Genomic DNA, 26,440 nt, shown 5'->3' with positions numbered 1-26,440 from the left:
CTAGCGCATCCTGAGCAGTAGAGCGCTACAGAAGGGCGGGACGGGTCCTGAGGGGCCCGTCCCGCCCGTAGCCGCGTCAGCGCGGCCCGGTTCACCCGGTCAGCTCGGCTCCCCGGCCAGGGAGGTCCGCCGCTGCGAGGCCATGACCAGGGAGTAGACGTGCTCGCGGAGTTCCCCGAAGAGCGGGGTCTGCTTGGTCGCGATCTGGTCGCGGGGCCGGTCGAGGGTGACCGGCAGGTCCGCCACGACGACCGACGGGCCCTGGGACAGTACGACCACCCGGTCGGACAGGTACACCGCCTCGTCGATGTCGTGGGTCACGAACAGCACGGTCGTGCCGGTCTCCGCCCAGACCTTGAGCAGCAGGTCCTCCAGGCTGGCCCGGGTCTGGGCGTCCACCGAGGCGAACGGCTCGTCCATGATCAGCATTTCCGGCCGGACGGCGAGCCCCCGGGCGATGGCGACCCGCTGCTGCATGCCGCCGGAGAGCTGCCACGGGTGCAACCCGGCGGCGTGGGCCAGGCCGACCATCTCCAGCGACTCCTGCACCCGCTGCCGGATCTCGGTGCGGGGCAGGCCCCGGTCGCGCAGCGGGAGGGCGACGTTCTTCTCGACGGTCAACCAGGGGAACAGCGAGCGGCTGTAGTCCTGGAAGACGACCGCCACGCCGTCGCGGGGGCCGGACATGCGTTCTCCCCGGAACATGACCGCGCCGCCGGAGATGGGCAGCAGCCCGGCGATGCACATCATCAGGGTGGTCTTGCCGCAGCCGGAGGGCCCCACCACCGACACGAACTGGCCGGCGTGGACGGCGAACTCGATGCTGCGTACGGCGGGCACGTCGCCCTTGCGGGACCGGTAGGACTTGCTCAACTCCTGCACGTCGAGCACGGGGGTGTCGAGGGCGGCACCGGGCTGGTGCGGTCGGGTCGTCACGGGGTTCATCCGGGGCTCCTACGTGGTGTCGGGTCAGTGGCTTTCCGCGCTGTCGGGGCGCACGTTGCGGTGCCACCGCAGCAGCACCCGCTCGACCAGGGCGAAGACGGCGTTGAAGAGGATGCCCAGCAGCGCCAGCAGGACGATCGCCGACCAGAGCTGCGGGAACTGGAACAGCCGCTGCTGGCTCACGATGTAGAACCCGAGGCCGGCCGTGGCGGCGTACAGCTCGGAGATCACCATCAGGACCAGCGCGATGCCGATGCTGATCCGCATCCCCGCGAAGATGGCGGGGCTGGCGCCGGGCAGCAGCACCCGCAGGAAGTAGCGCCGCCGGGTCAGTCGCAGGCTCCGGGCGGCGGTGACCACCGTCCGGTCGATGCCCCGGACACCGTCGTACGTGTTGATCAGGATCGGCCAGAGGCAGCCCAGCGCGATGAGGAAGACGTTCATCCCGCTGGTGATGCCGAACAGCACGATGGCGATGGGCAGCAGGGCGGTGACCGGCACCGACATGCCCAGCCGGATCAGCGGGTTGAAGAACGCGCCGGCCGGCCGCCACACCCCGATCAGGATGCCGAGTCCGACGCCGAGCACCGTCGCCGCGCCGTAGCCCAGGCCGAGCCGGACGAGGCTCGGCAGGACGTCGGCCCGGAACTGGGAACTGAGGAACAGCGACGACGGCGACGCGGACAGCCAGGTGTCGACGAACGCTCCGAAGATCTGCGACACCGGCGGTACGAACAGGGAGCCCACCATCCGGGCGGCGACCTCCCACACCACCAGCAGCAGGGCGAGCAGCCACAGCGACCGCACCCCGCGTCCCACCGCCAGCGCCGACGTGACCACCGGCCGGCTCAACCCCTGCCCGCTCATCGTCCACCCTCCCGCTGCGCCTGGCCCCACGGCACCACCAGGCGCTCGACCAGGTTGAAGCCGTAGTAGAGGCCCATGCCGAGCAGGCCGACGAGCAGAATCCCCGCATAGACGAAGTCGGGTCGCTGCGCCTGCTGGTACGTGGTGATCACTGTTCCCACCCCGTTGGTGGCACCGAGCAGTTCGGCGGAGAGCACCACGATGAGCGCCGTCGAGCTGGCCACCCGCAGTCCGGTGGCGATGGACGGGGCCGCCGACGGCAGCACCACCCGGGTCAGCAGCCGGGTACGCGTCCAGCCCATGCTCCGCCCCGTGGCCAGCATCAGCGGTTCGGTGTCGCGGACGCCGTACATCGCGTTGAGCAGGATCGGCCAGAAGATCGCGTAGATCGCCAGGGACACCTTCATCTGGGTGCCCAGGCCGAACATCAGGATGGCGATCGGCAGGAACGCCGAGGAGGGGATCGACCGGCCGGCGTGCACCACCGAGGACGACGGCCGGTAGAGGGCGGAGAAGTAGCCCAGGGTCAGCCCCAGCGGAATGCCGACGGCGCTGGCGACGAGCATGGCGAGCAGCCACGCCCACAGGGTCTGCGCCACCTCGGTCAGGAACGTCGCGTCGACGAGCAGTTCGCCGGCGCGTCGCAGGGTGTCCACCGGGTACGGCAGGGAGTCCACCGAGACCGCCCCGGACCGGACCACCAGGTCCCACAGCACGAACATGGTCACCACGCCCGCCACTCCCAGCACCCAGTCGGGTGTGGGGCCCCACCGGCGGGCCACGACGGGCCCGCCGGTGGGTCGGGCGTCCGCCTCGACCTGGTCAATCACGTGGACGTCCGACGCCATGTCACGTCCTCTCCCCTCATGGTGGCCCGCCTACCGCGACGACAGGACAGGTCAGGACCGCGCGAAGTCGGTGACGAAGGGCCCCAGGTCGGGCTTCTTCTGGAGCATCTTCAGGTCGACCATCTGCTGGGCCATCCGGTCCAGCGCGGCGACGTCGACGGCCGCTTCGAGGGCGTTCTGCGGCTGTGCGGCGAGGGTCTCCGCAGGCACCTTCTGGCACTCGGAGAGCAGCCGGAACGCCTCGTCCTTATTGGCCGGGTCGCTGAGCTGCTGCGCGGTCTCGGCGATCGCCTCGTGGAAGCGTTTGGCGGCGTCGCCCTTGCCGACGAAGCTCTTGGCGGCGACGTAGGTCGCGATGTAGATCTTGTCGCTGCTGGCGAAGGGGTCGGCCAGGCTGCGTACGTTGTCGTTGTTGTTGCCCAGCAGCGAGTAGCCCAGCTGCGCGGCGTCGACCCGTCCACTGAGCACGGCGGGGATCTGCTCGGTGAAGGGCAACGCCACGAAGCTGACGCTGTCCGGCTCGACCCCGTTGGCCTTCAGCCAGCTCGCGGTCACGATCTGGTTGATGCCGTTGATCTCGTTGACCGCGATCTTCTTGCCGGCGAGGTCGGCGGCCGCCTTGATCGGGGAGTCCTTGCCGACGAAGACGCCCTGCGCGGGCTTGGCCGGCGGCAGCGCGTTGACGTTCACCCCGGAGACCATCTGGATCGGGAAGCCGGTGTTGTAGGCGTTGATCGCGGTGTAGCCGTTGACGTAGCCGAAGTCGGCCGCCCCGGAGAGCACTGCGGCGACCGCCGCCGAGCCACCCCCGGAGCGGACCAGTTCGACGTCGAGGCGGTGCTTGCCGTAGACGCCCTTCCCGATCGCCCAGGTGTTCCAGATTTCGCAGCCGAACGTCGTGACGGAGACCTTCGTGGTGCCGTCCGCGTTGTCCGCAGCGCCTTCGGCTCCGCCGCAGGCGCTCGTGAAGAGCAGCGCGGCGAGGGCGACCATCGCACCGGTACGTCGTGTGTTCATCGTGATGCTCCTATGTGCTTCGCGCGTGGCCCCGACGTCTCCCGTCGCCGGTGCCGGTGGCGGGAATGAGGGCGTTCGGTGGATACGAAGGGACGGCTCTGCCGCGACGGATACGACCGCCTGGCTGCTGCGGTGCGGGTCCGACGCGAGCTGCATCGACTTGGTGATGGTGCTGAATGCCTGAATTGCCGGTTCGAGGGGATCAATCAGGGCCGCGAGAACCGCAGACGGCGTCACGGCATGGCCGGGCAACGCTGGTCACGGTCGGTTCGGGCGGTCGGGCTGCACCCCAGCAGCACCCTGACGCCTCGCCGACTTGCAGCGAAGGTACGGGGCCCGAAAACCCCTGTCAAGATGCGGAATGTTATCTCGCATTGCGTCACCGGCCGGCCGTCGGCACGCTGGCCGGCCCGGCGAACACGCAGGTCGGCGGGCAGATAACGATACGTCTCCCCTGGTTGACCGGGCCGGTGCCGGCGACTAGCTTCTCCACCAGATGCCGCCGGCCCCCGGGAGTGGACATGAGCGTGGAAGAGCCCGTCGCGGCCGTTCCCGCCATCACCCGCGCGCCGATCGGCCACTGGAAGGGACCGGAGTTCCCCGCCATCCGCCCCGGCACCGGCGCGGGCAAGGCCCTCGTTCCGTTCTGATCGGCAGCTCCGCGCCTCGGCGCACCCTGCCCGGATCCGGCCACACCGTCCGCGTCGGCCGCTCCTGTCCACCCCGTGGCGGAGCAGCCCGTCGTCGGTGACCCCAGCGCCCCGGAAGCTGCGGCAGTCCGTCGCCCGTACCCGTGACGGCCCCTCCGTCGTCGCGGCCGGCCCCGGCGCAGGAGACCGCCCACCCCCGCAACCCCAGCCGGGCAGGCGGGCCGGTCCCCACACCCCAGCGCGCGGGCGGCCGGCCCGGTACGGGCGGAGTCAGGACGACCGGCCACCCCGCGCCACCGACCCCAGCCGGTGCCGGGGTGTCCGGCATCGTCAGCCCGTCGACGCACGCTGCCCCGGCCCGGATGGTGTGGCCAACCGGGGCCGGACACGGAAAAGCGGCCCGGTCGATGCTCGACCAGGCCGCTGACCTGTTGACTCAAGGGTGGAGCCGAGGGGACTCGAACCCCTGACCCCCACACTGCCAGTGTGGTGCGCTACCAGCTGCGCCACGGCCCCTTGCGGTCGTCCCCGGTCGCCCGGGCACGGAGAGAACTATACACACGCGGCCGAGCATGGTCATCTCGCGGGGGTCCCCGGCGGATCAGTTCAACGCCACGTCCGGTGGGAAGTGTGCGACGGCCGCCATCATGCCGCCCTGTCGGCGCAGCACCATCGGCCAGAGGTCGTCCGGGCGGTCGACGAAGGCGTCCCCGGGCAGCGCGTCGAGCACGAACCAGGAGCCGTCCTCGATCTCCTGCTCCAGTTGCCCGGACCCCCAGCCGGAGTAGCCGGCGAACACCCGGATGCCGCCGATGCTGTCGCGCATCCGCTCCGGATCGGAGGACAGGTCGACGGTGCCGACCGCGCCGGAGATCGGCTGGAATCCCTTCAGCCGGCGCATCGGATGACGCATCCGGGCCAGGCAGATCGCCGACTCCGGCTGCACCGGGCCGCCCTCGAAGAGCACCGCCGGATGCCGGGCGAGATCGCTCCACTCGCCGAGGACGTCCGCGACGGCCACCTCGGTGGCCCGGTTGAGCACCACCCCGAGCGCCCCGTTGGCCTCGTGGGCGACCAGCAGCACCACCGTACGATCGAAGTTCGGGTCCTTGAGGGCCGGCGTCGCGACCAGCAGCCGCCCGGTCATCGACTCCACGGCACGACCGCTGATCGCCGGTCCCTCCCCCTGCGTCTCGGACATCGTCAGCCGCGCACCGGGTCCGACAACCGGGCACCACCGACCATCTGTGCTCTCACCGCCATGCCTGGCACCATAGCCTGCACCCGGTGCGGTGGCTAAGGTCTGACCGACAGGTGATCGAGGGCGGTCGAGGGAGGATCGATGGGTCCGACGGCGGACATCGCGGTGATCGGCGGTTCGGGGCTGTACGCGCTCCTCGACGACGCCACGGAACACCAGGTCGAGACCCCCTACGGCGCCCCCTCGGACGTCCTCACCATCGCCACCGTGGGCGGCCGGTCGGTGGCGTTCCTGCCCCGGCACGGGCGTGATCACCGCCACCCTCCGCACCTGATCCCGTACCGGGCGAACCTGTGGGCGCTGCGGTCGCTCGGGGTACGCCAGGTGCTCGCCCCCTGCGCCGTCGGCGGGCTGCGCCCCGAGTTGGGCCCCGGCACGTTCGTGGTGCCCGACCAGCTCGTCGACCGCACCAGCGGCCGGGTGCAGACCTACTACGACCAGGGCGCGGTGCACGTGGCGTTCGGCGACCCGTACTGCCCGGTCGGGCGGCGTACCCTACTCGACGCGGCGGCCGGGCGCGACGTGCCGGCGGTCGACGGCGGCACGGTGGTGGTGGTCGAGGGGCCACGCTTCTCCACCCGCGCGGAATCCCGCTGGTACGCCGCGATGGGCGGCACGGTGGTCAACATGACCGGCCACCCGGAGGCGGTGCTCGCCCGCGAACTGGCCCTCTGCTACACCTCCATCGCCCTGGTCACCGACCTGGACGCCGGGGTGGAGGCGGGCGACTCGGTCACCCAGGAGGAGGTGTTCCGGGTCTTCGGCGAGAACACCGACCGGCTGCGCGGCGTACTGCTGGACGCGGTGGCCGCCCTGCCGACCGACCGCGACTGCCCCTGCGGGCACGCGCTGGACGGCATCCGGACGCCGTTCCCCCTCCCCTGACCTGTCGCCGCACGCCCCGGACGCGTCCCCGCCCCGGACAGGGCAATAGCCGGTAAAGCGCGCGGAACGCCGGCTGCCGCCCGCTAGATTCGGCAGGTCAGGGGTCCGGTCCCGGCGGACACCGGACGGGTCGGGGACACGGAGGCGGAGGGCGATGGCGACCGTCCGGGAGACCACCTACGACCTGCTCCGCGCCCTCGGCCTGACCACGGTCTTCGGCAACCCCGGCTCGACCGAGGAGCCGTTCCTCCAGGACTTCCCGGCCGACTTCCACTACGTGCACGCCCTGCACGAGGCGTCGGCGGTCGCCATGGCCGACGGGTACGCCCAGGCCACCGGCCGGCCGGCGCACGTCAACCTGCACACCGCCCCGGGCACCGGCAACGGCATGGGCAACCTGGTCACCGCGTGGCACAACCGGACGCCGCTGATCGTCTCCGCCGGGCAGCAGAGCCGGGAGATGCTGCTGATGGAGCCCCGGCTGGCCAACCGGCACCCCACCGAGCTGCCCCAGCCGTACGTGAAGTGGAGCCACGAGCCGGTGCGGGCGCAGGACGTCCCGGCGGCGTTCATGCGGGCGTACGCCACGGCGGCGCAACCACCGAGCGGCCCGGTCTACCTCTCCCTGCCGCTGGACGACTGGCACCAGCCGGCGGACCCGCCGCCGCAGGTACGGACGGTGGCCACCCGGTTCGCCCCCGACCCGCGTCGGCTGCGGGAGTTCGCCGCGCTGCTCGCCGCCGCCCGCAACCCGGTGCTGGTGCTCGGCGCGGCGGTGGACCGGGCCGCCGCCTGGCCGGTGGCGGCGGCGGTGGCCGAGCGGCTCGCCGCGCCGGTCTGGTCCGCGCCGGCGCCGGAGCGGGCCGCGTTCCCGGAGCACCACCCGCACTACCGGGGGGTGCTGCCGTACGCGATCGCCCCGCTGGCCGAGAAGCTCACCGGGCACGACGTGGTGCTGGTGGTCGGCGCGCCGGTGTTCCGCTACTACCCGCACGTGCCCGGCGACCACCTGCCGCCCGGGGCCCGGCTGCTGCACGTCACCGACGACGCGGACGAGGCCGCGCGGGCCCCGGTGGGGGACAGCCTGCTCGGTGACGCAGGGTTGACCCTGGCCGCGCTGCTGGACCTGCTGCCGGCGGCCGACCGGCCGACGCCGCCACCCCGCCCGACGCCGGAGCCGCCAGGAACCGGCGACCCGCCCGACGCGGACGCGCTCTTCGCCGCGCTGGCCGCCTGCTGGCCCGCCGACGGGGTGCTGGTGCAGGAGTCACCGTCGAACCTCGCCGCGCTGCGTCGTCGGCTTCCGGTGACTCGCCCGGCGTCGTACTTCACCATGGCCAGCGGCGGACTCGGCTACGGGCTGCCGGCCGCCGTGGGTATCGCCCTCGCCGAGCGGGACACCGGGCGGGGCCGGCCGGTGGTCGCGGTGATCGGGGACGGTTCCTTCCACTACTCCGTGCAGGCGTTGTGGACGGCCGCGCGGCTGCGGCTGCCGGTGGTCGTGCTGGTCCCGGTGAACCAGCAGTACGCCATCCTCAAGGCGTTCGCCGAGCTGAAGTCCACCCCGGGGGTGCCCGGACTGGACCTGCCGGGCCTCGACCTCACCGCCATCGCCCGGGGCTACGGCTGCGCCACCCGCGTCGTCGACGCGCTGCCCGACCTGGCCGACGCGCTCACCGAGGCGCTACGCGCCGACGTCCCCACCGTGCTCCCCACCCCGATCAGCACCACCATCCCCACCCTCCTCTGACCCCGCCCCGCCCCCGCCCCCGTCCCCGTCCGCCCCCGTCCGCGTCCGCGGTGATCAAGAAGTTTGCGTCATCTTTGCCTGGGAAGGTGACGCAAACCTCTTGATCACCGGCCAGCGGGCGACGCTCCGGCGGGGAGCCCGGATACGGCGGGAGGCCGGGTGTGTCAGTGGGCGGTGAGGGTGAGCACCCGGCCGGTGGCGACGTCGAGCACCGGGCGTTTCCCGAGCGGGGCCGCCAACGTCACGGTGACCGGCTTGAGCACCGCCAGGTCGATGCACTCCCCGGTGCCCCGGACCACCCCGCCGCCGACCACCACCACGTCGTCGCGCTCCCACACCAGGGCGGTGGGTCCGCTGTCGCAGGCGCCCATGCCGACCGTGTACGTCAGCCGGGCGCCGTCGATCCGGCGGAGCCGGTCGGCACCGGCCACCCCGGCCGGCAGGGACCGGTCCGGGATAGCGGGCTCCGGGGCGGCGGTGACCGCCCGGGGCGACACCGCCAGACGGGCCACCGGGCTGGTCAGCTCCGCCACGGTGAAGATCCAGGCGGGTACGGCGGCGATCCCCCGGCTGGTACGCACCTCGGCGGTGCCCAGGATGACCCCGGTGACCGTCAGCGGGATGCAGGCGGCCTGGGTGGAGACCGGATCGTCCGGCCGGGTGCCGGCAGTGGGTTCGGCGGGCCGTGGTCCCCGGGGCCGTCCCTCGCACGGTGGCGGGTCGCCCTGGTCCAGCTGCCGGTACGCCTCGGCGGCACTGATCAGCGGGACGGTCAGGGCACCGTCGGGGAACCGGATCGCCCCGTCGGCGGGTACGGCGGTCGGCAGCGCGATCTGGTCCCGGTACCAGCCGGCGCGGAAGGCCGCCTCGGTGCCGGCGTCGAAGCCCGGCTGGCCGGTGAGCACCGTGGCGTCCTGCAGGGGCAGATAGCCGCTGGACCACTCGGGGCCGGGCCGCCACGCCCCGGCGACCTCGGCGGCCCGCTCGTCGAACGCCGCCCGCTGCCGACCCGGATCATTCCCGACCGCCCCGCCGTCCACCGCCCCACCGGGCACCGCACCACCGGGCACCGAGCCGGCTGCCGCACACCCACCCGCCGCCACCAGGAGCCCCAATCCCCACGCCAGCCCTACGAGTCGCCGCATCCCCCTGAGACGCCCACCCGCCCCTCCCGGTTCCCCTCCCCCTCAACGCCTCACCCCGCCCCACCGCCACCATCCCGTTGATCAAGAGGTTTGCGTCAAGCTTGGAGATCAACTTGACGCAAACCTCTTGATCAACCAGCGCGAGGCGGGCAGGGACGGGCGGGGAAACAGTGATGCGCCCCGGTCCGTGGGGACCGGGGCGCATCATCGAGGTGGTGGAGGTGCCGGGAATCGAACCCGGGTCCTTCGCCGGTTTGTCAGGGCTTCTCCGAGCGCAGCTCGCTATGCCTCTACTCGGCCCCACCGCTCACGCGAGCAAGTTGGTGTGACGGGCCCAGTCGCTGATTGATCTCGCCGCACGGACCCCGCGACCGGGTCCGATTGGCCAGCCTTCTAGCTGATGCCGGCTAACTGGGACGAAGGCGTTCCCAGGCCGACAGACTCACTACTCGCCTCAGGCGGCGAGAGCGAAGTCAGCGCGATTTTGCTTGGCGCTTATTGGTTTCCGACGACCGATTCTCGAGACGACGTCGGCTTCCTCGGCTCGCTTCCCCTGTCGCTGCGTACGAAGTCGAAACCAGTCACCCCCTCGACGGGCCGCCGGGTGTGGCGGCACTGTCCAGACTAACGCCTGCCGCAACGGGTTTCATCCCGAGCCCCGGCCCGGCACGCCGACCCGGACAGACGGGACGAATCAGTCGTCCATCCCCTTGCCCCGGCGACCGGACACCCGGGCGATCTCCCGGTCGGCGTCCCGCTTGGCGAGGTCCTGCCGCTTGTCGTACGACTTCTTGCCCTTGGCCAGGGCGATCTCCACCTTGGCCCAGCCGTCGGAGAAGTAGACCTGCAACGGGACCATGGTCAGGCCCCCCTCGCGGGTCTTGCCGATCAACTTGTCGATCTCCATCCGCTTCAGCAGCAGCTTGCGGGTACGCCGGGGCTCATGGTTGGTCCAGGTGCCCTGGGTGTACTCCGGGATGTGCATGCCGTGCAGGAACAACTCGCCGTCGCGTTCCTGGGCGAAGGCGTCGACCAGCGAGGCCCGCCCGGCACGCAGCGACTTGACCTCGGTGCCGGTCAACGCCATGCCCGCCTCGTAGGTGTCGAGGATGGCGTAGTCGTGGCGGGCCTTCCGGTTGGAGGCGACCACCTTGCGGCCCTTTTCCCGTGGCATCCGGCGCCACCTCCCTTCCACTACGCGCACCGACCACCCGGCCGGTGAGCGGGGATCATGCTACCCGAACGACAAGGACCCTCCCGCGCCGTTTATTCCGGCGCGGGAGGGTCCCCACGGAGAGCCTGCGGTGACTAGACCCGCAGGTAGAAGCGGAGCGTGACCCAGGCGGTGGCGGCGCTGATCAGGCCACCGACGCCGGCCATCAGCGGGAACATCAGGAAGATGTCCGACCACTGGACGGGCGAGAGCAGCCCCTCCAGCGCCTTCAACGAGCCGCTGAACAGCAGTTGTTTCGCCCCGATCAGCGCGACCAGGCCCAGCAGCGAGCCGATCAGGCCGGCGACCACCGCCTCCAGCACGAACGGCGCCTGGATGAACCAGTTCGACGCGCCGACCAGCTTCATGACCGCGACCTCACGCCGCTTGCTGTACGCGGCCACCTGGATGGTGTTCGCGACCAGCAGCAGCGCGGCGATCGCCATCACCACGGCGGCGGCCAGCGCGATGTTCTGGATCGCGGTGAGCACGTTGAAGATCTTGTCCAGCAGCCGGCTCTGGTCGACGATCACGTCGACGCCCTCGGTGCCCTGGTACTGGTCGTAGATGTTCTTGTACTGCTCCGGGTTGACCAGCTTCAGCCGGAACGACTCGGGCAGCAGGTCCGGCTTCACGGCGTTCACCAGGTCGGGTGCGTCCTGGTACATCTCCTTGAAGGTCTTGTACGCCTCGTCCTTGTTGACGTAGAGGACCTCCTTGACCAGGGGGTCGCTCTTCAGCTTGGCATCGAGGTCGGTGCGCTGCTGCTCGGTGACGTCGGTCTTCAGGAAGATCGAGACTTCGACGTTCTTGTAGTAGAGGTCCTTCATGTCGCCGACCTGCTTGTACATCAGGCCACTGGCGCCGAGCATGGTCAGCGAGACCGCCATCGTAATGATCATCGCGACGGTCATGGTGACGTTGCGCCACAGTCCGACCAGTACCTCGGACAGGACGTACTTCATCCGCATCGGGTGTTCCTCCGGCTCTCCGGCGTGAGGTGTTCGTCGTCAGGTCGTACGGCAGGGGTGGAGCGCCGGCTCACCCGTAGACGCCGCGGGCCTGGTCGCGCACGATGCGGCCGCTTTCGATCTCGACGACGCGACGGCGCATCTGGTTCACGATGTTGGAGTCGTGTGTGACCATCACGACGGTCGTGCCGGTGCGGTTGATCCGGTCCAGCAGGCGCATGATCTCGATCGAGGTGTCCGGGTCCAGGTTTCCGGTCGGCTCGTCCGCCAGCAGGATCAGCGGACGGTTCACGAACGCCCGCGCCACCGCGACCCGCTGCTGCTCTCCACCGGACAGCTCGTGCGGGTACCGGTGCTCCTTGCCACCGAGACCGACCAGCTCCAACACCTCGGGCACGACCCGGCGGGCCACCGCCTTGGTCTTGCCGATCACCTCCAGGGCGAACGCCACGTTCTCGTAGGCGGTGCGGTTCGGCAGCAGCCGGAAGTCCTGGAAGACGCAGCCGATGGAGCGCCGGAAGTGGGGTCGCTTCCAGGAGCGCATCGACGTGACGTCCTTGCCGTTGACGATGACCCGGCCCTTGTTGGGGGCGACCTCGTGCAGCAGCATCTTGATGATCGTGGACTTGCCGGAGCCGGATGGTCCGATGAAGAAGACGAACTCGCCCTTCTCGATCGAGACGGACACGTTGTCGAGCGAAGGCCGGGACGCCTTCGGGTACGTCTTCGTCACTTGCTCAAGCTGAATCACGGGTGGTGAGTCTACGCGGTGTAACCGCAGAGCCAAGTGGCACGCCCCGCCGATGCGGGACGCGTCATCGATTCGCCCGGTCAACCCGGGATCGACGACGCGCCCCGTTCACACTCGATCACGCAGCGTCGTTGGCGAGCTGCTGCTGCTTGCGCCAGCGGATACCGGCTTCGATGAAGCTGTCCAGCTCGCCGTCGAAGACCGAGGACGGATTGCCGGTCTCCTGCTCGGTTCGCAGATCCTTCACCATCTGATAGGGGTGCAGGACGTACGAGCGCATCTGGTCGCCCCAGGAGCTGGTGCCGCCGGTCTTCAGGCCGGCCAGCTTCGCCTCCTCCTCCTGCCGCTTGCGCTCCAGCAGCCGGGACTGGAGCACCCGCATCGCGGAGGCCTTGTTCTGGAGCTGGGACTTCTCGTTCTGGCAGGTCACCACGATGCCGGTGGGGATGTGGGTGAGCCGCACCGCCGAGTCGGTGGTGTTGACGCTCTGCCCACCCGGCCCCGAGGAGCGGTAGACGTCCACCCGGACCTCGTTCTCCGGGATGTCGATGTGGTCGGTCTGCTCGGTGACCGGCAGCACCTCCACCCCGGCGAAGCTGGTCTGCCGGCGGCCCTGGTTGTCGAACGGGCTGATCCGGACCAGCCGGTGCGTGCCCGACTCGACGCTGAGCGTGCCGTAGGCGTACGGCACCTTGACGGTGAAGGTGGCGGACTTGAGGCCCGCCTCCTCGGCGTACGAGGTCTCGTAGACCTCCGTCGGGTAGCCGTGCCGCTCCGCCCAGCGCAGGTACATCCGCAGCAGCATCTCGGCGAAGTCGGCCGCGTCCACCCCACCGGCGCCCGCCCGGATGGCGACCAGCGCCTCCCGGGAGTCGTACTCGCCGGAGAGCAGGGTGCGGACCTCCATCTCCTGGATGGCCTTGGTCAGCGTGGCGATCTCGGACTCGACCTCGCCCAGCGCCCCGGAGTCGGCCTCGTCCTCGGCCAGCTCCAGCAGCACCCGGGCGTCGTCGAGCCCGGACCGCAGGCTGCCCAGCTTGCTGATCTCGCCGTTGACGTACGACAACTGCGAGGTCACCTGCTGTGCCTTGGCCTGGTCGTCCCAGAGATCCGGCGCGGACGCCTGCTCCTCCAGCCGGGCCTTCTCCTCCCGCAGACGGTCGAGGTCGAGCACCGACTCGATGTTGCGCAGGGTCGCGTCGAGTTCCTTGAGCTGTTCGGCGTAATCGGCAGCGGTCACGACAGACAAGCGTACTGTGCGTGCGGCGGTCCGCTCACGTCACACCACCTACCAGGGCGGATGATCAGCCGACCGGGGCGGTCTTGAGCCAGGACAGCGCGGCCTTGTGGTAGGCGACGGCGAACTCCAGCGCGCTGGCGTCGTACTCGTCGCCCTCCTTCTTGGCGGTCTTGACCTGTTCGCGGACGTAGGCGAGGGCCTCGGTGTGGTATTCGTTCGCCGAGGCGTAGAGGTTCTTGAGCTGGCTGGCCGAGTGCAGGTTGCCGAACGCGATCCGCAGGGCGATCGGGTTGCGGATGGTGTCCCGACCGGGATTCTCCGCCAGCCAGCGGGAGAAGGTCCGCTTGCCGGCCGCGGTTATCGCGTAGGGTTGACTCATCCGCGGCCCGGGCTTGCCCAGCCGCACGAAACCACGCTCAGCCAGCACCGGCAACTCACGGTAGACCTGGCTGCGTGTCATCGACCAGTACGGCGCCAGTCGGCGCTCAGCGGCGGCCATCAGTTGGCCACCTGTCATCGGCCCCTCGTGCAACAGACCCAGCAGGGCCGCCGCGGTGGGGTTGACTCCGGAATCCGCCATGCCCTCTAAGCTGCCACTTTGCCGTCCCGGCGTCCAGGATTTCCGGATTTGCCACCCGGGAGGATTTCCAATGTGCACTGTCGGCCGACGACAGTGCTCCCAGGACCACCCCCGACCGCCGCCCCGGACCCGACCGCGCAGGGCGTGCCGGCCCGTCGCCGGGTCGGGCGGGCCCGGCCGGCGGGGACGTCGTCGCACGCCACCGCCGGCCGTCGCGGGCTCAGCCCATGTGCGGGTACGTGTGGTCGGTCGGCGGCACGAACGTCTCCTTGATGGTCCGGGGGGACATCCAGCGGACCAGGTTGTGCCAGGAGCCGGCCTTGTCGTTGGTGCCGCTGGCCCGCGCGCCCCCGAACGGCTGCTGCCCGACCACAGCGCCGGTCGGCTTGTCGTTGACGTAGAAGTTGCCGGCCGCGTACCGCATCTTCTCGGCCACCGCGTCGATCACCCGGCGGTCGGTGGCGAAGACCGACCCGGTCAGCGCGTACGGGGCGATCGACTCGGCCTGGGCGACCACGTCGTCGAACCGGGCGTCGTCGAAGACGTGCACACCGAGGATCGGGCCGAAGTACTCGGTGGTGAACGTCTCGTGGGCCGGGTCGGTGCACTCGAACAGGGTCGGCCGGACGAACCACCCGACCGTGTCGTCGGCGGTGCCACCGGCCAGCACCCGACAGCTGGGGTCCCCGCCGATCAGCTCCAGCGCGGCGGTGTGCCTGTCGAACGCGCGGGCGTCGATCACCGCACCGCCGAAGTTGCCGAAATCGGTCACGTCGCCGTAGGTCAACGCGTCGGCGGTGGCGGCCAGCCGGTCCCGCAGCCCGCCGGACCACAGCGACCGGGGCACGTACGCCCGCGAGGCGGCCGAGCACTTCTGGCCCTGGTACTCGTAGGCGCCCCGGATCAGCGCGGTGTGCAGGGCGTCGACGTCGGCGCTGGTGTGCGCGACGACGAAGTCCTTGCCGCCGGTCTCCCCGACCAGCCGGGGGTAGCCACGGTAGGAGGCGATGTTCTCACCGACCGTGCGCCACAGCTGCTGGAAGACCTTGGTCGAGCCGGTGAAGTGGATGCCGGCCAGGTCCGGGTCGGCGAGCACCACGTCGGAGACCTCCTCGCCCCGCCCGGTGACCATGTTGATCACGCCGGGGGGCAGGCCGGCCGCCTCGAACAGCCGCATGGTGAAGTGCGCCGCGAACTGCTGGGTCGGGCCCGGCTTCCAGACCACGGTGTTGCCGAGCAGGGCCGGCGCGGACGGCAGGTTGCCGGCGATCGCGGTGAAGTTGAACGGGGTCACCGCGTAGACGAACCCCTCCAGCGGGCGGTGGTCGAACCGGTTCCACACCCCCGGCGACGAGTTCGGCTGGGCGGCCAGCAGCTCCCGGGCGAAGTGCACGTTGAACCGGAGGAAATCGATGAACTCGCAGGCCGCGTCGATCTCGGCCTGGACGGCGGTCTTGGACTGGCCGAGCATGGTGGCCGCGTTGAGGGTGTCCCGCCACGGGCCGGCCAGCAGTTCGGCGGCGCGCAGGAAGACCGCGGCCCGCTCCTCGAACGGCAGCGCCCGCCACATCGGCGCGGCGTCCTTGGCGGCCCGCACGGCGGCGCGGGCGTCGTCGTGGGTGGCGTGACCGGTGACCCCGAGCACGTGCGCGTGCCGGTGCGGCTGGACCACGTCGATCGGGTCACCGCCGGCCATCCGCTGCTCACCGGCGATGGTCATCGGCAGGTCGATCCGGTCGGCGGCCAGCTCGGTCAGCCGCCGCTCCAGCCGCTCCCGGTCGGCGCTGCCCGGCTCGTAGGTGCGTACCGGCTCGTTGCGCGGCTCGGGTACGGAGAACACGGCGTCCATCACAGGCTCCTGGGCGATCTCGACAGCGGCGGCGAAATCGGACCCGCAGGCACCGACCGGACGGCCGGACGCCGGACACCGCGCGGGGTAGCTGATCGCGGCGGCGGGACCTCCGGCGATTCTCCCACGCCCGGCTCGGCAGGCTCACGCCCTGCCCGCCCCACACCGTGGATCACGAGGCGGACACCTGCTGTTCGGTGAAGATTCCGCAGCGGAAGCGCTATCCGAACGAAGAAAGACAGGGCGGACCGGTTCCCACGGCCGGGCCGGCCCGCCGGCACACCCAGGCACGTCGGCCCGGCGTCCCGGGCGGCCCGCCCGCGCCCGGCCCCCGGGCAGGCCGGGCGCCGCCACGCCCAGCCCGGGGCGGTCCGGCCCGTCCGCGTACGCTGGTTCGGAGGGTGAGGCCCGTCCCGGTGCCGGGGTGGCGCGGTGTCGAAGGGGAGACGATGAGCAACCAGCCCGGCAGCTCGACGGCCGAGTCCATCGACCGGTCGCCGGAGCGGCCGGCCGGGCGCACCGGGTACGCACCGGGCACGCCCGTGCTGGCGGCGCTGGCCCTCGGCTGGCTGGCGGCGATGCTCTGGTCCACCCGGGAGGCGATCCACTCGGCGGCGGTCGGCCTCACCGCGATCACGCTGTCCGCCTTCGCCCTGCCCGGGGTGATCTCCGCCGCCCTGGTCGCCGGGGCGGCCGTCGCGCTGGCCGCGAGCGAGCTGGCCGCCCGCCGGCTCGGCGACCGGGCAGCGCTGCGCTTCGCGGCGGCGATCGGAGCCGGCATGCTGGTCGGGCTGGGCGCCGCACTGGCGATCAACCTGACGTACGCCGACAACGCCACCACCAACACCATCGCCGGCACCAGCGCGGCGGCGGCCATCATCGGTGGGGCGCTGGCCGGGGCGCGTACCCCGGCCCCGGTCGGCGCGGTGGTCACCGCCGCCCTCGGCACACTGCTGTTCGTGGTGCTGTTCAGCCAGGCCCGGGACCCGCTGTTCGACCTGTTCGGGGCCGGCGACTCCCAGGCGTCGCTGGTCGGCGCCGCGAAGTGGGTCTCCCGCACCGAGTCGCTGCTCGGCGGGCTGGTGGCCGGGCTGCTCGCCTTCGGCTACCTGACCTGGGCCCGCCGCCGGGCCGTCCGGCACGCCCCGGAGGCCACGGCCCCGCGCTGGCCGGCCTACCTGCTGGCCGGGGCCGGGCCCGGCCTGCTCCTACTGCTCACCGAGGTGATCATCCGGATCGGCGGGCGGACCCTGCTGGACCTGGCGGGCGCGTTGAGCGAAGCGGACGCGGTGGCCCAGACCAGCATGGGCACCTCGCGGATCGACAACGGCATCTGGGTGCTCTTCGTGGGCGCGTTGACCACCGTCGTCCTCTTCGGCCGCACCCTCGGCCCGACCCCGCGCGACGACGACCCGGCGGACGCCGCCGAGGACTGATCCGGCCCGCCCCGCTCAGGAGGCGGTACGCAGCAGCAGCTCCCACTCGGACGGGTCGTACCACTCCAGCTCGTGGTCCTCGGCCCCGTCGACCGTGAACTGGGCGTCCGGGTCACCGGCGAGCGCCTCGACCACCACGTCCACGGCGGCGGCCACGTCCCCGACCGCCTCGGCCCCGTCCACGTGCAGTGCGGCCACCGCCGACGCCGGCAGCGGCCCGTCGAGGTCCACCACGCTGGAACCCAGCTCACCGTCACCCCGGCCGACGGCCCCGGCGGGCAGGTCCACCGACACCACGACCCGGCGACGGGGCGCGTCGGGGTCCTCCCGCAGCAGTTGCAGGGCGTCCTGGGCGGCCCGGGTGAAGGCGACGTACTCCAACTCCTCCTCGTCGCCCTCGGCGTACCACTCGCGCAGGGCGGGGGTGACCGCGTGGCCGCCGCTGGCCGGCAGCCCCCGCTCCCGCAGCAGGGCCAGCATCGGCACGGTCGCCGGCACGTACACCCGGACCAGCTCGTCGCCCACGGTCGTCTCCCCTGGTCGTCTCCACTCACCGGGGCGGCGGACGGCCGCCCCGAACGCCGATCATGCCGTACGTCCAGACCGTCATACACCGCGCACCGCCCCGGGGGAAGCCGCCGCACCCGTCGACGGGCGGTGCTGGGCGGGGAAGGCTGTCGGTGGCAAACTGGGCCGAACGACGCCAAGCCGAGGGGTTTCCGTGGAGCCGAGGTTTCTCCTGCTCTCCGACGTGGCCGCCGAGCTGAACGTGTCGGACTCGCAGGTCTACCACATGGTACGCAGCGGCGAGCTGCCCGCCATCAAGATCGGCGGACGGGGACAGTGGCGGGTCGAGCGGGCCCGGCTGGAGGAGTACATCCAGCTCAAGTACGCCGAGACCGCCGAGTGGGTACGCGGTAACCCGCTCACCGACCGCGACCCGGAGTGACCGGACCATCCCGCTGAGCCATTGACCCTGGGCGTTGCCGTGCCCGACAATCGACGCTGTCGAAAGCAAACGAAGGCAAACGCAGAGAACGAGGGGGCAACGATGGCCGACTCCCGCCGTCCGGGGCCGACCCGACCGCCGATCCGGTTACGCCCGGCCCCCGTCACCGACCCGCCCTACGTCGACGAGGTGCCGGATCTCTGGCCCCGGCCACCCGGCCAACTCGCCCTCGACCTGTTCGGCACGGGTCGGCCCGCCGCCGGCCGACCCACCGGCCGGCGGCCCGATCCCCCATCCCGGCCCGGGCACCCGGCCGCCCCGCCCCTGCCGCCGCCCGCCACCACCACGCCCGAGGCGACCCGGGCCGCCCACCGGTTCGTCGGCACCTGCCTGGAGATCCTCAACGGCTACCGGCCACCCGGCCAGATCCGGGCCCTGGTCGAGCCGGGGCGCACCGTCGAGGTGGCCGAGCAGCTCGCCCGCGCCGCTGCCCGCACCCCGCCGGTACGCCGCCGCTCCACCCGGCCCGCCGTGCACCTGCGCCGACTGCGGGTGTGCCAGCCGCGCCCGGCGGCGGTCGAGGTGGCCGCCGTGGTCACCGGCGGCAGCCGGAGCTGGGCGATGGCCCTGCGCCTCGAACACCGCCGGGGCAACTGGCTCTGCACCGCCCTCCAGGTCATCTGACCCACCCCGACCCGCCCGGCCCGGGTGGAGTCACCCGGACCCGGTGGGACCGCCTGACCGGGTGGGACCGCCTGGCCGGGTTGGACCGCCCGGCCCGATCCGCCTGGCCGGGTTGATCAAGAGGTTTGCGTCAATTTGATCTTCGAAGCTGACGCAAACCTCTTGATCACCGCACAAAGGCCGGGGCACAGAGGCGGGGGCGCAAAGGCAGGGGTGCGAAGGCGAAGGCGGGAGGGAACGGGAACGGGGACGCCCTCCCGCTCGACAGAGCGGGAGGGCGTCCCCGGATCAGGCTGGGGCGGTGGGTCAGGCGCCGCCGTTGGGGGCGCCGTGGCAGCGCTTGTACTTGCGACCGGAGCCGCACGGGCAGGGGGCGTTGCGGGACGGGCCACCCTCGGCGGCCCGGTCGACCGGGCCGGTGTTCCGCCGGGCGGTGCTGGCTGCGGCGGCCTGACCGCTCGCCCCGGCGGCAGCCGGGCGACGCGACCCACCGGCGGCCGGACGGGCCTGCGACGGAGCCTGCGGCTGCCCGCCCCCGATGCCGAGCGCCGGGGCGGACGGCTCGGGCTCGGGCCGCTCCACGGCCACCGCACCCGCGCCCGCCTCACCGTCGATCGTCGGGGCGGAGTATTGCAGCCCCTGCTGCTGCGGCGCACGGTTCAGACCCTTGGCCCGGATCTCGACCGGCTTCTCCAGCAGCTGGACCTCCTCGGCCTCCGGCTCCGGCTCCTGGACCTGCACCTCCAGGTTGTAGAGGAAGCCGACCGTCTCCTCCTTGATGCCCTCCATCATCGTGGCGAACATGTCGAAGCCCTCGCGCTGGTACTCGATGACCGGGTCGCGCTGGGCGTACGCCCGCAGGCTGATGCCCTCCTGGAGGTAGTCCATCTCGTAGAGGTGCTCGCGCCACTTGCGGTCGATGACCTGGAGCAGCACCATCCGCTCCAACTGACGGGTGGCCTCCTCGCCGAGGCTCTCCTCCCGCCGGTCGTACGCGGCGTTCGCGTCCTCCCGGAGGCGGGCGAGCAGGAAGTCCTGGTCGAGGCCCGCCCGGGAGCCGACCTCCTCCTCCAGCTCCTCGATGGTGACGCCCACCGGGTAGAGCTGCTTGAGGCTGGCCCAGAGCTGTTCGAGATCCCAGTCCTCGGCGTAACCGTCGCTGGTGGCGCCCACCACGTACGCGCCGACGGTGTCGTCGATCATGTTGCGGACCTGGTCGGAGAGGTCCTCGCCGTTGAGCACCCGCAGCCGCTCGGCGTAGATCACCTGGCGCTGCTTGTTGAGCACCTCGTCGTACTTGAGGACGTTCTTGCGGATCTCGGCGTTCTGGCCCTCGATCTGGGCCTGGGCGTTCTTGATCTGCCGGGTGACCATCTTCGACTCGATGGGCACGTCCTCGGGGATGTTGAACCGCTCCATCACCGCCTCGACCGCACCGGCCCGGAACCGCTTCATCAGCTCGTCCTGGAGCGACAGGTAGAACCGGGACTCACCCGGGTCACCCTGTCGGCCGGCCCGACCACGCAGCTGGTTGTCGATCCGGCGGGACTCGTGCCGCTCGGTGCCGAGCACGTAGAGCCCACCGGCGGCGGCGACCTCCTCGGCCTCCGCCTCGCACGCCTGCTTCCAGGTGGGCAGGACCTCCTCCATCGCCTTGGCGTACTCCTCCTCCTGCTCGGCCGGGTCGAGACCGCGCTGGCGCAGCTCGCTGGCGGCGAGGAACTCGGCGTTGCCACCGAGCAGGATGTCGGTGCCCCGGCCGGCCATGTTGGTGGCGACGGTGACCGCGCCCTTGCGGCCGGCCTGGGCGACGATCTCGGCCTCGCGGGCGTGGAACTTCGCGTTCAGCACGGAGTGCGGGATGCCCCGGCGGCGCAGCAGCGTGGACAGGATCTCGGAGTTCTCCACCGAGACCGTGCCGACCAGCACCGGCTGGCCGGCCTGGTGCCGCTCGGCGATGTCCTCGATGACCGCGTTGAACTTGGCCTTCTCGGTCTTGTAGATGACGTCGGCGCGGTCCTCGCGGACCATCGGCCGGTGCGTCGGGATGGTCACCACGCCGACCTTGTAGACCTTGTTGAACTCGCCCGCCTCGGTCTGGGCCGTACCGGTCATACCGGACAGCTTCTCGTAGAGACGGAAGTAGTTCTGGAGGGTGATGGTGGCCAGGGTCTGGTTCTCCTGCTTGATCTCCACCCCCTCCTTGGCCTCGATCGCCTGGTGCATGCCCTCGTTGTAGCGGCGGCCGTGCAGGATGCGACCGGTGAACTCGTCGACGATCAGGACCTCGCCGTCGCTGACGATGTAGTCCTTGTCGCGCTTGTAGAGCTCCTTGGCCTTGATCGCGTTGTTGAGGTAGCCGACCAGCGGGGTGTTCACCGACTCGTAGAGGTTGTCGATGCCGAGCCGGTCCTCCACCTTGGCCACGCCGCGCTCGGTGACCGCGATGGTGCGCTTGGCGTAGTCGACCTCGTAGTCGCCCTCGCCGTCCTTGCCGGCCTGGAGCCGGCCCACCACGGCCGCGAACTCGCCGTACCAGCGGGCGGAGTGCTCGGCGGGGCCGGAGATGATCAGCGGGGTCCGGGCCTCGTCGATCAGGATCGAGTCGACCTCGTCGACCACGGCGAAGTTGTGCCCGCGCTGGACCAGCTCGTCGCGGGACCAGGCCATGTTGTCGCGCAGGTAGTCGAAGCCGAACTCGTTGTTGGTGCCGTAGGTGATGTCGCACTCGTACGCGGCGCGGTGCTCGGCGGCCGGCCGGTTGGGCAGCACCACGCCGACGGTCAGGCCGAGGAACTCGTGCACCTGCCCCATCCAGGCGGCGTCGCGCTGGGCCAGGTAGTCGTTGACGGTGACCACGTGCACGCCCTTGCCGGAGAGCGCGTTGAGGTAGACGGCCATGACCGAGGTCAGCGTCTTGCCCTCACCGGTCTTCATCTCGGCGATGTTGCCGAAGTGCAGCGCCGCGCCACCCATCACCTGGACGTCGTACGGCCGCTGGCCGAGCACCCGGGCGGCCGCCTCGCGCACCGTGGCGAACGCCTCGGGCAGCAGGTCGTCGAGGGTCTCACCGTCGGCGAGCCGTTCCCGGTACTGGTCGGTCAGTGACCGCAGCTCGTCGTCGGTGAGATTGACGTAGTCGTCCTCGATCGAGTTGACGGCGGCGGCGATGGCCTTCAGCCGACGCACCATGCGGCCCTCGCCCGCGCGGAGGACCTTTTCCAGAATCGACACGGATCAACGCTCCCCTAGACAGTCTCGAACCATCGTAGGCGCTCAGTCGGCGCGATGGTCACTGGTGGCGGCGGTCCGACCCGACCAAACCGACATAACGCTCGGCTCAACCCGCCGCCCGGCGGTTATCCGGTTACGCCCACCGCGAACGATCCGGCACGATGACTCGGATGGAGCCTGTGGAGATCATCGAGGACGGCCTGCTGCTGCGTCCGTGGCTCGCCTCGGACGCGGACGACGTGCACCGGGCTTGCCAGGACCCGGACATCCAGCGCTGGACCACCGTACCGCGTCCGTACCGGCCTGAACACGCCCACGGGTTCGTCACCGGAATGAGCGCCCGTGCCTGGGCCGAGGGCAGCGGTGCCCCGTTCGCGGTCTGCGACGCCGCCACCGGCGAACTGCTCGGCTCCTGCGGCCTGGTCGCGATCGACCAGGCGGTCGAGACCGGCGAGATCGGCTACTGGACCGCCCCCTGGGCCCGGGGCCGGGGGGTCACCGTGCGGGCCACCCGGGCGGTCGCCCGCTGGGCCTTCGACGCCCTGCTGCTGCGTCGGCTGATCTGGCAGGCAGAGGTGGGCAACCACGCCTCCCGGCTGGTCGCCCTGCGGGCCGGCTTCCAGATCTCCGGTGAGCTGCGGCTCGCCCGGCCCGCCGGCGACGGCCGGGTCGAGGGCTGGGTCGGCTCGCTGCTGCCCGGCGAGGTGCCGGCGGCCGGCGCGGACGGTCCGGCCGGGCCGGGCACCCTGGACGCCCGGCGGGCCGCCGTGTTCGGTCGGCCGCAGCCCGTCCTGTTCGCCAGCGCCGGGAACACCGAGCTGCGGCTGCGGCCGATGGAGGAACGCGACCTGGACGGGGTGGTCGCCACCTGCCAGGACCCGGACACCGTCCGGTGGACCAGCGTGCCGCACCCCTACCGGCGCACCGACGCCGAGGGCTACCTGACCTACGGCGGGCTGGCCTGGGCGCGGGGCACCAGCGCGTGTTTCGTGCTGGCCGACCCGGACGACGCCTTCGCCGGCACCGTCGACCTGCGGTTGAACCCCGTCGACCCGCTGCGGGCCGAGGTGGGCTTCATGACGGCGCCGCACGCCCGCGGCCGGGGCTGGATGCCGGCCGCGCTCGGCGCGCTCGCCGCCTGGGGCGTCACCGGTCTCGGCCTGGTCCGGGTCGAGTGGAAGGCCCACGTCGGCAACACCGCCTCGCGCCGGGCCGCCGAGAAGGCCGGCTTCACCGTCGAGGGCACCCTGCGGGGCGGGGTGTCGCACCGGGGTGAGCGGGTCGACGCCTGGGTCGGCGCGCTGCTCGCCGAGGACCTGACGTGAACCCACGGACCATCGATCCTGGCGAGGACCTGACGTGACCCCGGCGGTCATCGAGGCCGGACCGGTGCGGCTGCGGCCGTTGCGGCGCGACGACGCCGGGGACCTCGCCGCCGGCTGCGACGACCCGGTGAACCTGCGCTTCAACCCGGTGATGCCACAGCCGTACACGGTCGCCGACGCGCACTGGTGGATCTCCGAGGGCGCCCCGGCGGCGTGGCGCAGCGGCGGCGCGGCGTACGCGATCGTCGATGCCGGGACCGACCGGCTGGTCGGCGGGGCCGGGCTCAGCCAGGTGGTGCCGGGCCGGGGGCAGGCGGAGCTGGGCTACTGGGTGGCACCGCGGGCCCGGCGGCGCGGGATCGCCACCGCCACCACCCGGGCCCTGGCGGCGGCCGCGTTCCAGGCCGGCCTGGCCCGGCTGGAGCTGCTGATCAGGGCCGAGAACCCGGCCAGCCAGCGGGTCGCGCTGGCCGCCGGCTTCCACCTGGAGGGGGTACGCCGGGCAGCCGGCCTGGACCGCGACGGCAGCCGGTACGACCTGCTCGCCTGGGTACGCCTCGTCGACGATCCGCCCGGCCCGGTCCCACGCCTGCTGCCGGACCTGCCCGACGGGCGGCTCACCGACACGGTGGTGACCCTGCGCCGGCTCGCGCCTGCCGACGCCGAGGTGCTGCACCGGCTGCACACCCGCGCCGAGGTGGTGGCGACCCGGGTCCGTCCGGTTCCACCGAGCAGGGCGGACATCGACCGGCGCTGCGCCGTCGCCGAGAGCGAGTGGCTGACCGGCCGGGCGGCCGACTTCGCGCTGTGCGACGCGGTGACCGGCACGATGGTCGGCGGTTGCGCCCTGATCCACGACGAGCCGGCCACCGGCCAGGCGATGATCGGCTACAGCCTGCTGCCCGAGGCGCGCGGGCGGGGGCTGGCCACCCGGGCGGTCCGGCTGTTGGCCGGCTGGGCGTGCGGCCCGGCGGGCCTGGCCCGCCTCTGGGCCGGTACGGCCACCTGGAACACCGCCTCCCAGCGGGTGCTGCGCCGGGCGGGCTTCCACCGGGAGGGCGTGATGCGCGCCCGCCTCCCCGCCCCGACGCCGGACACCCCCCGCCCCGACACCGTCCTCTGGTCCTTCCTGTCCACCGATCCCCGGCCCCTCCCGCTGCGGTGATCAAGAGGTTCGCGTCAGCTGGATCTCCGAAGGTGACGCGAACCTCTTGATCGACACCGCCGGGTGGGCGGAGAGAGCGGGGCGGGTGGGTCAGGTGTCGAGGGAGATGATGCCGTAGTCGTAGGCGTGGCGACGGTAGACGACGCTGGGGCGGCCGGACTCCTTGTCGTGGAACAGGTAGAAGTCGTGGCCGACGAGTTCCATCTGGAACAGGGCGTCGTCGACGGTCATCGGGTCGGCCGGATGCACCTTCGCCCGCGCGATGTGCCAGGGCTGGTCGTCGTGCTCCTCCGGGCGCTCCTCGACGGCGGTGGCCGTGCCACCGGCGGACACGTTCGTGTCGTCCAGGCCGGCCACCGGCAGACCGGCGGTGGCGGCGGCGACCGAGATCGGCGCGTGCCGGCCCCGGTGTACGCGGCGGCGGTCGGCCGCCCGGCGCAGTCGGGTGTCCAGCTTGGCGATCGCGGCGTCCAGTGCGCTGTAGAAGTCGTTCGTGCAGGCCTCGGCCCGGATCACCGGGCCCCGGGAGACGCAGGTGATCTCCACTCGCTGGCAGGTGTCGGACTGCCGGGGATTGCGTTCGTGGAACAGCTCCACATCGACCCGGATGAGCTTGTGATCGTAGCGCTCGATTTTTGCGAGTTTCTCCGCTACGTGTACCCGGTAATGGTCCGGCACTTCGACGTTTCGACCCTTGACCACGATGTCCACGTGACCTCCCTTTTCCGGATGGCCGGCTGATCTTTCGAATCCGGCCGCGCGACCTCGGGAGGGCCCCTGGGAGCGTCGACCGGTCAGGTGCGGCTACGCCTCCTTCCACCGTCGGGGGCTGGTGGGAAACCTTCCTACCCCCGACACGAAAACGCTAACTCCTGTACGGGCGACAGTCACCCCCGGTTGCGGGAAACCCTCAGAGAATTAACAGCAAGCAACACCATGGGGTGAAACGGAAACACGAAGCGTCACCATCACCGCCGTTTTTGCGTTGCACCCAGCACGGCCGCGCCGTATGGCGTCATTCCCGCCGCACGCAAAGTCCGACTCACCGCCGCCAGGGTCGCCCCGGTGGTCAGGATGTCGTCCAGCACCACCACCGCCCGGCCGCCGGCATCCCGCCCGGCCCAACCGGGCCGCAGCCGGAACGCCGACCGGGCCGCCGCGGCCCGCCCCGCCCGGTCCAGCTCCACCGAATCCGGCCGGGGCAACGCCCGCACCGGCACCGCCGTCCGTACGTCCCAGCCGGACCGCCGCAACCGGATCGCCGCGTGCCGGGCCAACCGGGTCAGGTGGTCGCCGTAGCGCTCCCGGGCCGCCGCCGCCCGGTCCGGCACCGGCACCAGCAGCACCGGGCGGGCCTCGCCCACCGAGGCCGCCACCACCTCCGCCAGCAACCCGCCCAACGGCCGGGCCAGCCCGTGCCGACCCCGTTCCTTGTACGCCAGCAGCGCCTCCCGCAGCGGCCCCGCGTACGGGCCGAGGGCGTGGCACGGGGGCAGGTCGGGCGGGGCCGGGGTGGGGCGCGCCGGTACCGGGCGCAGCGCGGTGAGCCCGCGTACGCACTGCGGGCAGCAGCCCTGCCGCAGGCGCGCGTCCCGCCGGCCGCACCCCGCGCACCCGGTCGGGAAGACCAGATCGCTCAGGTCGGCCCAGAGCCCGCCCACGTCCGGCACGGCGT

Annotated in this window: 24 protein-coding genes, 1 tRNA gene and 1 other RNA gene; 8 read left to right on the top strand and 18 right to left on the bottom strand. The window is 71.8% G+C overall.

Annotation, left to right across the window (positions count from 1 at the left end; genetic code table 11):
* Positions 1–99: 99 nt before the first annotated feature.
* Genes ACN261_RS14130 through ACN261_RS14115 form a run of 4 tightly spaced genes read right to left on the bottom strand, consistent with a single transcriptional unit; the run spans position 100 to position 3,677 of the window.
* On the bottom strand, positions 100–945 hold the full coding sequence (locus ACN261_RS14130) for an ABC transporter ATP-binding protein (RefSeq protein WP_364311221.1): 846 nt from the start codon (positions 943–945) through the stop codon (positions 100–102).
* 24 nt (positions 946–969) lie between these two features.
* The gene (locus tag ACN261_RS14125; RefSeq protein WP_204927311.1) at positions 970–1,812 is read right to left on the bottom strand and encodes an ABC transporter permease; all 843 of its coding nucleotides are present in this window, start codon (positions 1,810–1,812) and stop codon (positions 970–972) included.
* Positions 1,809–2,660: an ABC transporter permease gene (locus ACN261_RS14120; protein WP_425850459.1), complete on the bottom strand. Its 852-nt coding sequence runs from the start codon at positions 2,658–2,660 to the stop codon at positions 1,809–1,811. Before ACN261_RS14120 ends, ACN261_RS14125 begins: the two co-directional genes overlap by 4 nt.
* A 51-nt stretch (positions 2,661–2,711) precedes the next feature.
* Positions 2,712–3,677 carry an ABC transporter substrate-binding protein gene (locus tag ACN261_RS14115; protein ID WP_204927313.1) on the bottom strand — a complete coding sequence of 322 codons (966 nt, stop codon included), beginning with the start codon at positions 3,675–3,677 and terminating at the stop codon, positions 2,712–2,714.
* Positions 3,678–4,198: 521 nt separating this feature from the next.
* Here ACN261_RS14115 and ACN261_RS14110 point away from each other — a divergent pair.
* A complete protein-coding gene (locus tag ACN261_RS14110; protein WP_255553766.1) occupies positions 4,199–4,327 on the top strand; it encodes a hypothetical protein in 129 nt (42 codons plus the stop codon).
* A 443-nt stretch (positions 4,328–4,770) separates the two neighbouring features.
* Here ACN261_RS14110 and ACN261_RS14105 read toward each other — a convergent pair.
* Positions 4,771–4,843 (bottom strand) — tRNA-Ala (locus ACN261_RS14105).
* Positions 4,844–4,928: 85 nt separating this feature from the next.
* The gene (locus ACN261_RS14100) at positions 4,929–5,528 is read right to left on the bottom strand and encodes a YqgE/AlgH family protein (protein WP_088642982.1); all 600 of its coding nucleotides are present in this window, start codon (positions 5,526–5,528) and stop codon (positions 4,929–4,931) included.
* Positions 5,529–5,669: 141 nt separating this feature from the next.
* Here ACN261_RS14100 and ACN261_RS14095 point away from each other — a divergent pair, with 141 nt between their 5' ends.
* Both ACN261_RS14095 and mdlC read left to right on the top strand, forming a co-directional pair.
* The gene (locus ACN261_RS14095) at positions 5,670–6,473 is read left to right on the top strand and encodes an S-methyl-5'-thioadenosine phosphorylase (protein ID WP_421485730.1); all 804 of its coding nucleotides are present in this window, start codon (positions 5,670–5,672) and stop codon (positions 6,471–6,473) included.
* A 154-nt stretch (positions 6,474–6,627) separates the two neighbouring features.
* The gene (mdlC, locus tag ACN261_RS14090; RefSeq protein WP_425850455.1) at positions 6,628–8,223 is read left to right on the top strand and encodes a benzoylformate decarboxylase; all 1,596 of its coding nucleotides are present in this window, start codon (positions 6,628–6,630) and stop codon (positions 8,221–8,223) included.
* Between the two features lie 164 nt (positions 8,224–8,387).
* Here mdlC and ACN261_RS14085 read toward each other — a convergent pair whose 3' ends face one another.
* The 8 genes from ACN261_RS14085 to pruA form a co-directional block, all read right to left on the bottom strand.
* Positions 8,388–9,368, bottom strand: a complete 981-nt coding sequence (locus ACN261_RS14085; RefSeq protein WP_425850453.1) for a hypothetical protein — start codon at positions 9,366–9,368, stop codon at positions 8,388–8,390.
* Between the two features lie 213 nt (positions 9,369–9,581).
* Positions 9,582–9,957, bottom strand: a transfer-messenger RNA (tmRNA) gene (ssrA, locus tag ACN261_RS14080).
* 105 nt (positions 9,958–10,062) lie between these two features.
* Complete coding sequence (smpB, locus tag ACN261_RS14075; RefSeq protein ID WP_204927317.1) at positions 10,063–10,542, bottom strand: SsrA-binding protein SmpB; 480 nt, start codon at positions 10,540–10,542, stop codon at positions 10,063–10,065.
* Positions 10,543–10,676: 134 nt separating this feature from the next.
* Entirely contained in the window at positions 10,677–11,552 is an 876-nt protein-coding gene (gene ftsX / locus ACN261_RS14070) for a permease-like cell division protein FtsX (protein WP_204927318.1), read from the bottom strand.
* Positions 11,553–11,622: 70 nt separating this feature from the next.
* Positions 11,623–12,303 carry a cell division ATP-binding protein FtsE gene (ftsE, locus tag ACN261_RS14065; RefSeq protein ID WP_088642977.1) on the bottom strand — a complete coding sequence of 227 codons (681 nt, stop codon included), beginning with the start codon at positions 12,301–12,303 and terminating at the stop codon, positions 11,623–11,625.
* Positions 12,304–12,421: 118 nt separating this feature from the next.
* Positions 12,422–13,543 carry a peptide chain release factor 2 gene (prfB, locus tag ACN261_RS14060; protein WP_421485727.1) on the bottom strand — a complete coding sequence of 374 codons (1,122 nt, stop codon included), beginning with the start codon at positions 13,541–13,543 and terminating at the stop codon, positions 12,422–12,424.
* A 64-nt stretch (positions 13,544–13,607) separates the two neighbouring features.
* Complete coding sequence (locus ACN261_RS14055) at positions 13,608–14,123, bottom strand: PadR family transcriptional regulator (protein WP_067306179.1); 516 nt, start codon at positions 14,121–14,123, stop codon at positions 13,608–13,610.
* Positions 14,124–14,343: 220 nt separating this feature from the next.
* The gene (gene pruA, locus ACN261_RS14050; protein WP_425850448.1) at positions 14,344–15,972 is read right to left on the bottom strand and encodes an L-glutamate gamma-semialdehyde dehydrogenase; all 1,629 of its coding nucleotides are present in this window, start codon (positions 15,970–15,972) and stop codon (positions 14,344–14,346) included.
* A gap of 449 nt (positions 15,973–16,421) precedes the next feature.
* Here pruA and ACN261_RS14045 point away from each other — a divergent pair, with 449 nt between their 5' ends.
* The gene (locus ACN261_RS14045; RefSeq protein WP_425850446.1) at positions 16,422–17,408 is read left to right on the top strand and encodes a hypothetical protein; all 987 of its coding nucleotides are present in this window, start codon (positions 16,422–16,424) and stop codon (positions 17,406–17,408) included.
* 15 nt (positions 17,409–17,423) lie between these two features.
* Here ACN261_RS14045 and ACN261_RS14040 read toward each other — a convergent pair whose 3' ends face one another.
* Entirely contained in the window at positions 17,424–17,933 is a 510-nt protein-coding gene (locus ACN261_RS14040; RefSeq protein WP_425850444.1) for a DUF6912 family protein, read from the bottom strand.
* A gap of 196 nt (positions 17,934–18,129) precedes the next feature.
* Here ACN261_RS14040 and ACN261_RS14035 point away from each other — a divergent pair, with 196 nt between their 5' ends.
* A complete protein-coding gene (locus ACN261_RS14035; protein ID WP_067306191.1) occupies positions 18,130–18,357 on the top strand; it encodes a helix-turn-helix domain-containing protein in 228 nt (75 codons plus the stop codon).
* A gap of 102 nt (positions 18,358–18,459) precedes the next feature.
* Entirely contained in the window at positions 18,460–19,041 is a 582-nt protein-coding gene (locus tag ACN261_RS14030) for an Rv3235 family protein (RefSeq protein WP_421485721.1), read from the top strand.
* A gap of 306 nt (positions 19,042–19,347) precedes the next feature.
* Here ACN261_RS14030 and secA read toward each other — a convergent pair whose 3' ends face one another.
* Positions 19,348–22,275: a preprotein translocase subunit SecA gene (secA, locus tag ACN261_RS14025; RefSeq protein ID WP_421485719.1), complete on the bottom strand. Its 2,928-nt coding sequence runs from the start codon at positions 22,273–22,275 to the stop codon at positions 19,348–19,350.
* Between the two features lie 170 nt (positions 22,276–22,445).
* Here secA and ACN261_RS14020 point away from each other — a divergent pair, with 170 nt between their 5' ends.
* Complete coding sequence (locus ACN261_RS14020) at positions 22,446–23,600, top strand: GNAT family N-acetyltransferase (RefSeq protein WP_425850440.1); 1,155 nt, start codon at positions 22,446–22,448, stop codon at positions 23,598–23,600.
* Between the two features lie 34 nt (positions 23,601–23,634).
* Positions 23,635–24,765, top strand: a complete 1,131-nt coding sequence (locus tag ACN261_RS14015) for a GNAT family N-acetyltransferase (protein WP_425850437.1) — start codon at positions 23,635–23,637, stop codon at positions 24,763–24,765.
* Positions 24,766–24,855: 90 nt separating this feature from the next.
* On the opposite strand, the gene hpf is transcribed toward ACN261_RS14015, so the two are convergent.
* Positions 24,856–25,476, bottom strand: coding sequence for a ribosome hibernation-promoting factor, HPF/YfiA family (gene hpf, locus ACN261_RS14010; protein ID WP_421485712.1), 621 nt, complete (start codon positions 25,474–25,476; stop codon positions 24,856–24,858).
* A gap of 257 nt (positions 25,477–25,733) precedes the next feature.
* A complete protein-coding gene (locus tag ACN261_RS14005; protein WP_425850434.1) occupies positions 25,734–26,435 on the bottom strand; it encodes a ComF family protein in 702 nt (233 codons plus the stop codon).
* Positions 26,436–26,440 lie beyond the last annotated feature (5 nt).

It is taken from the genome of Micromonospora sp. WMMD723 (assembly GCF_049863385.1).
GTDB classification, from domain to species: Bacteria; Actinomycetota; Actinomycetes; order Mycobacteriales; family Micromonosporaceae; genus Micromonospora; species Micromonospora wenchangensis.
Note: the sequence above shows the minus strand (reverse complement) of the source record. Positions and strands in the feature narration are given on the sequence as shown.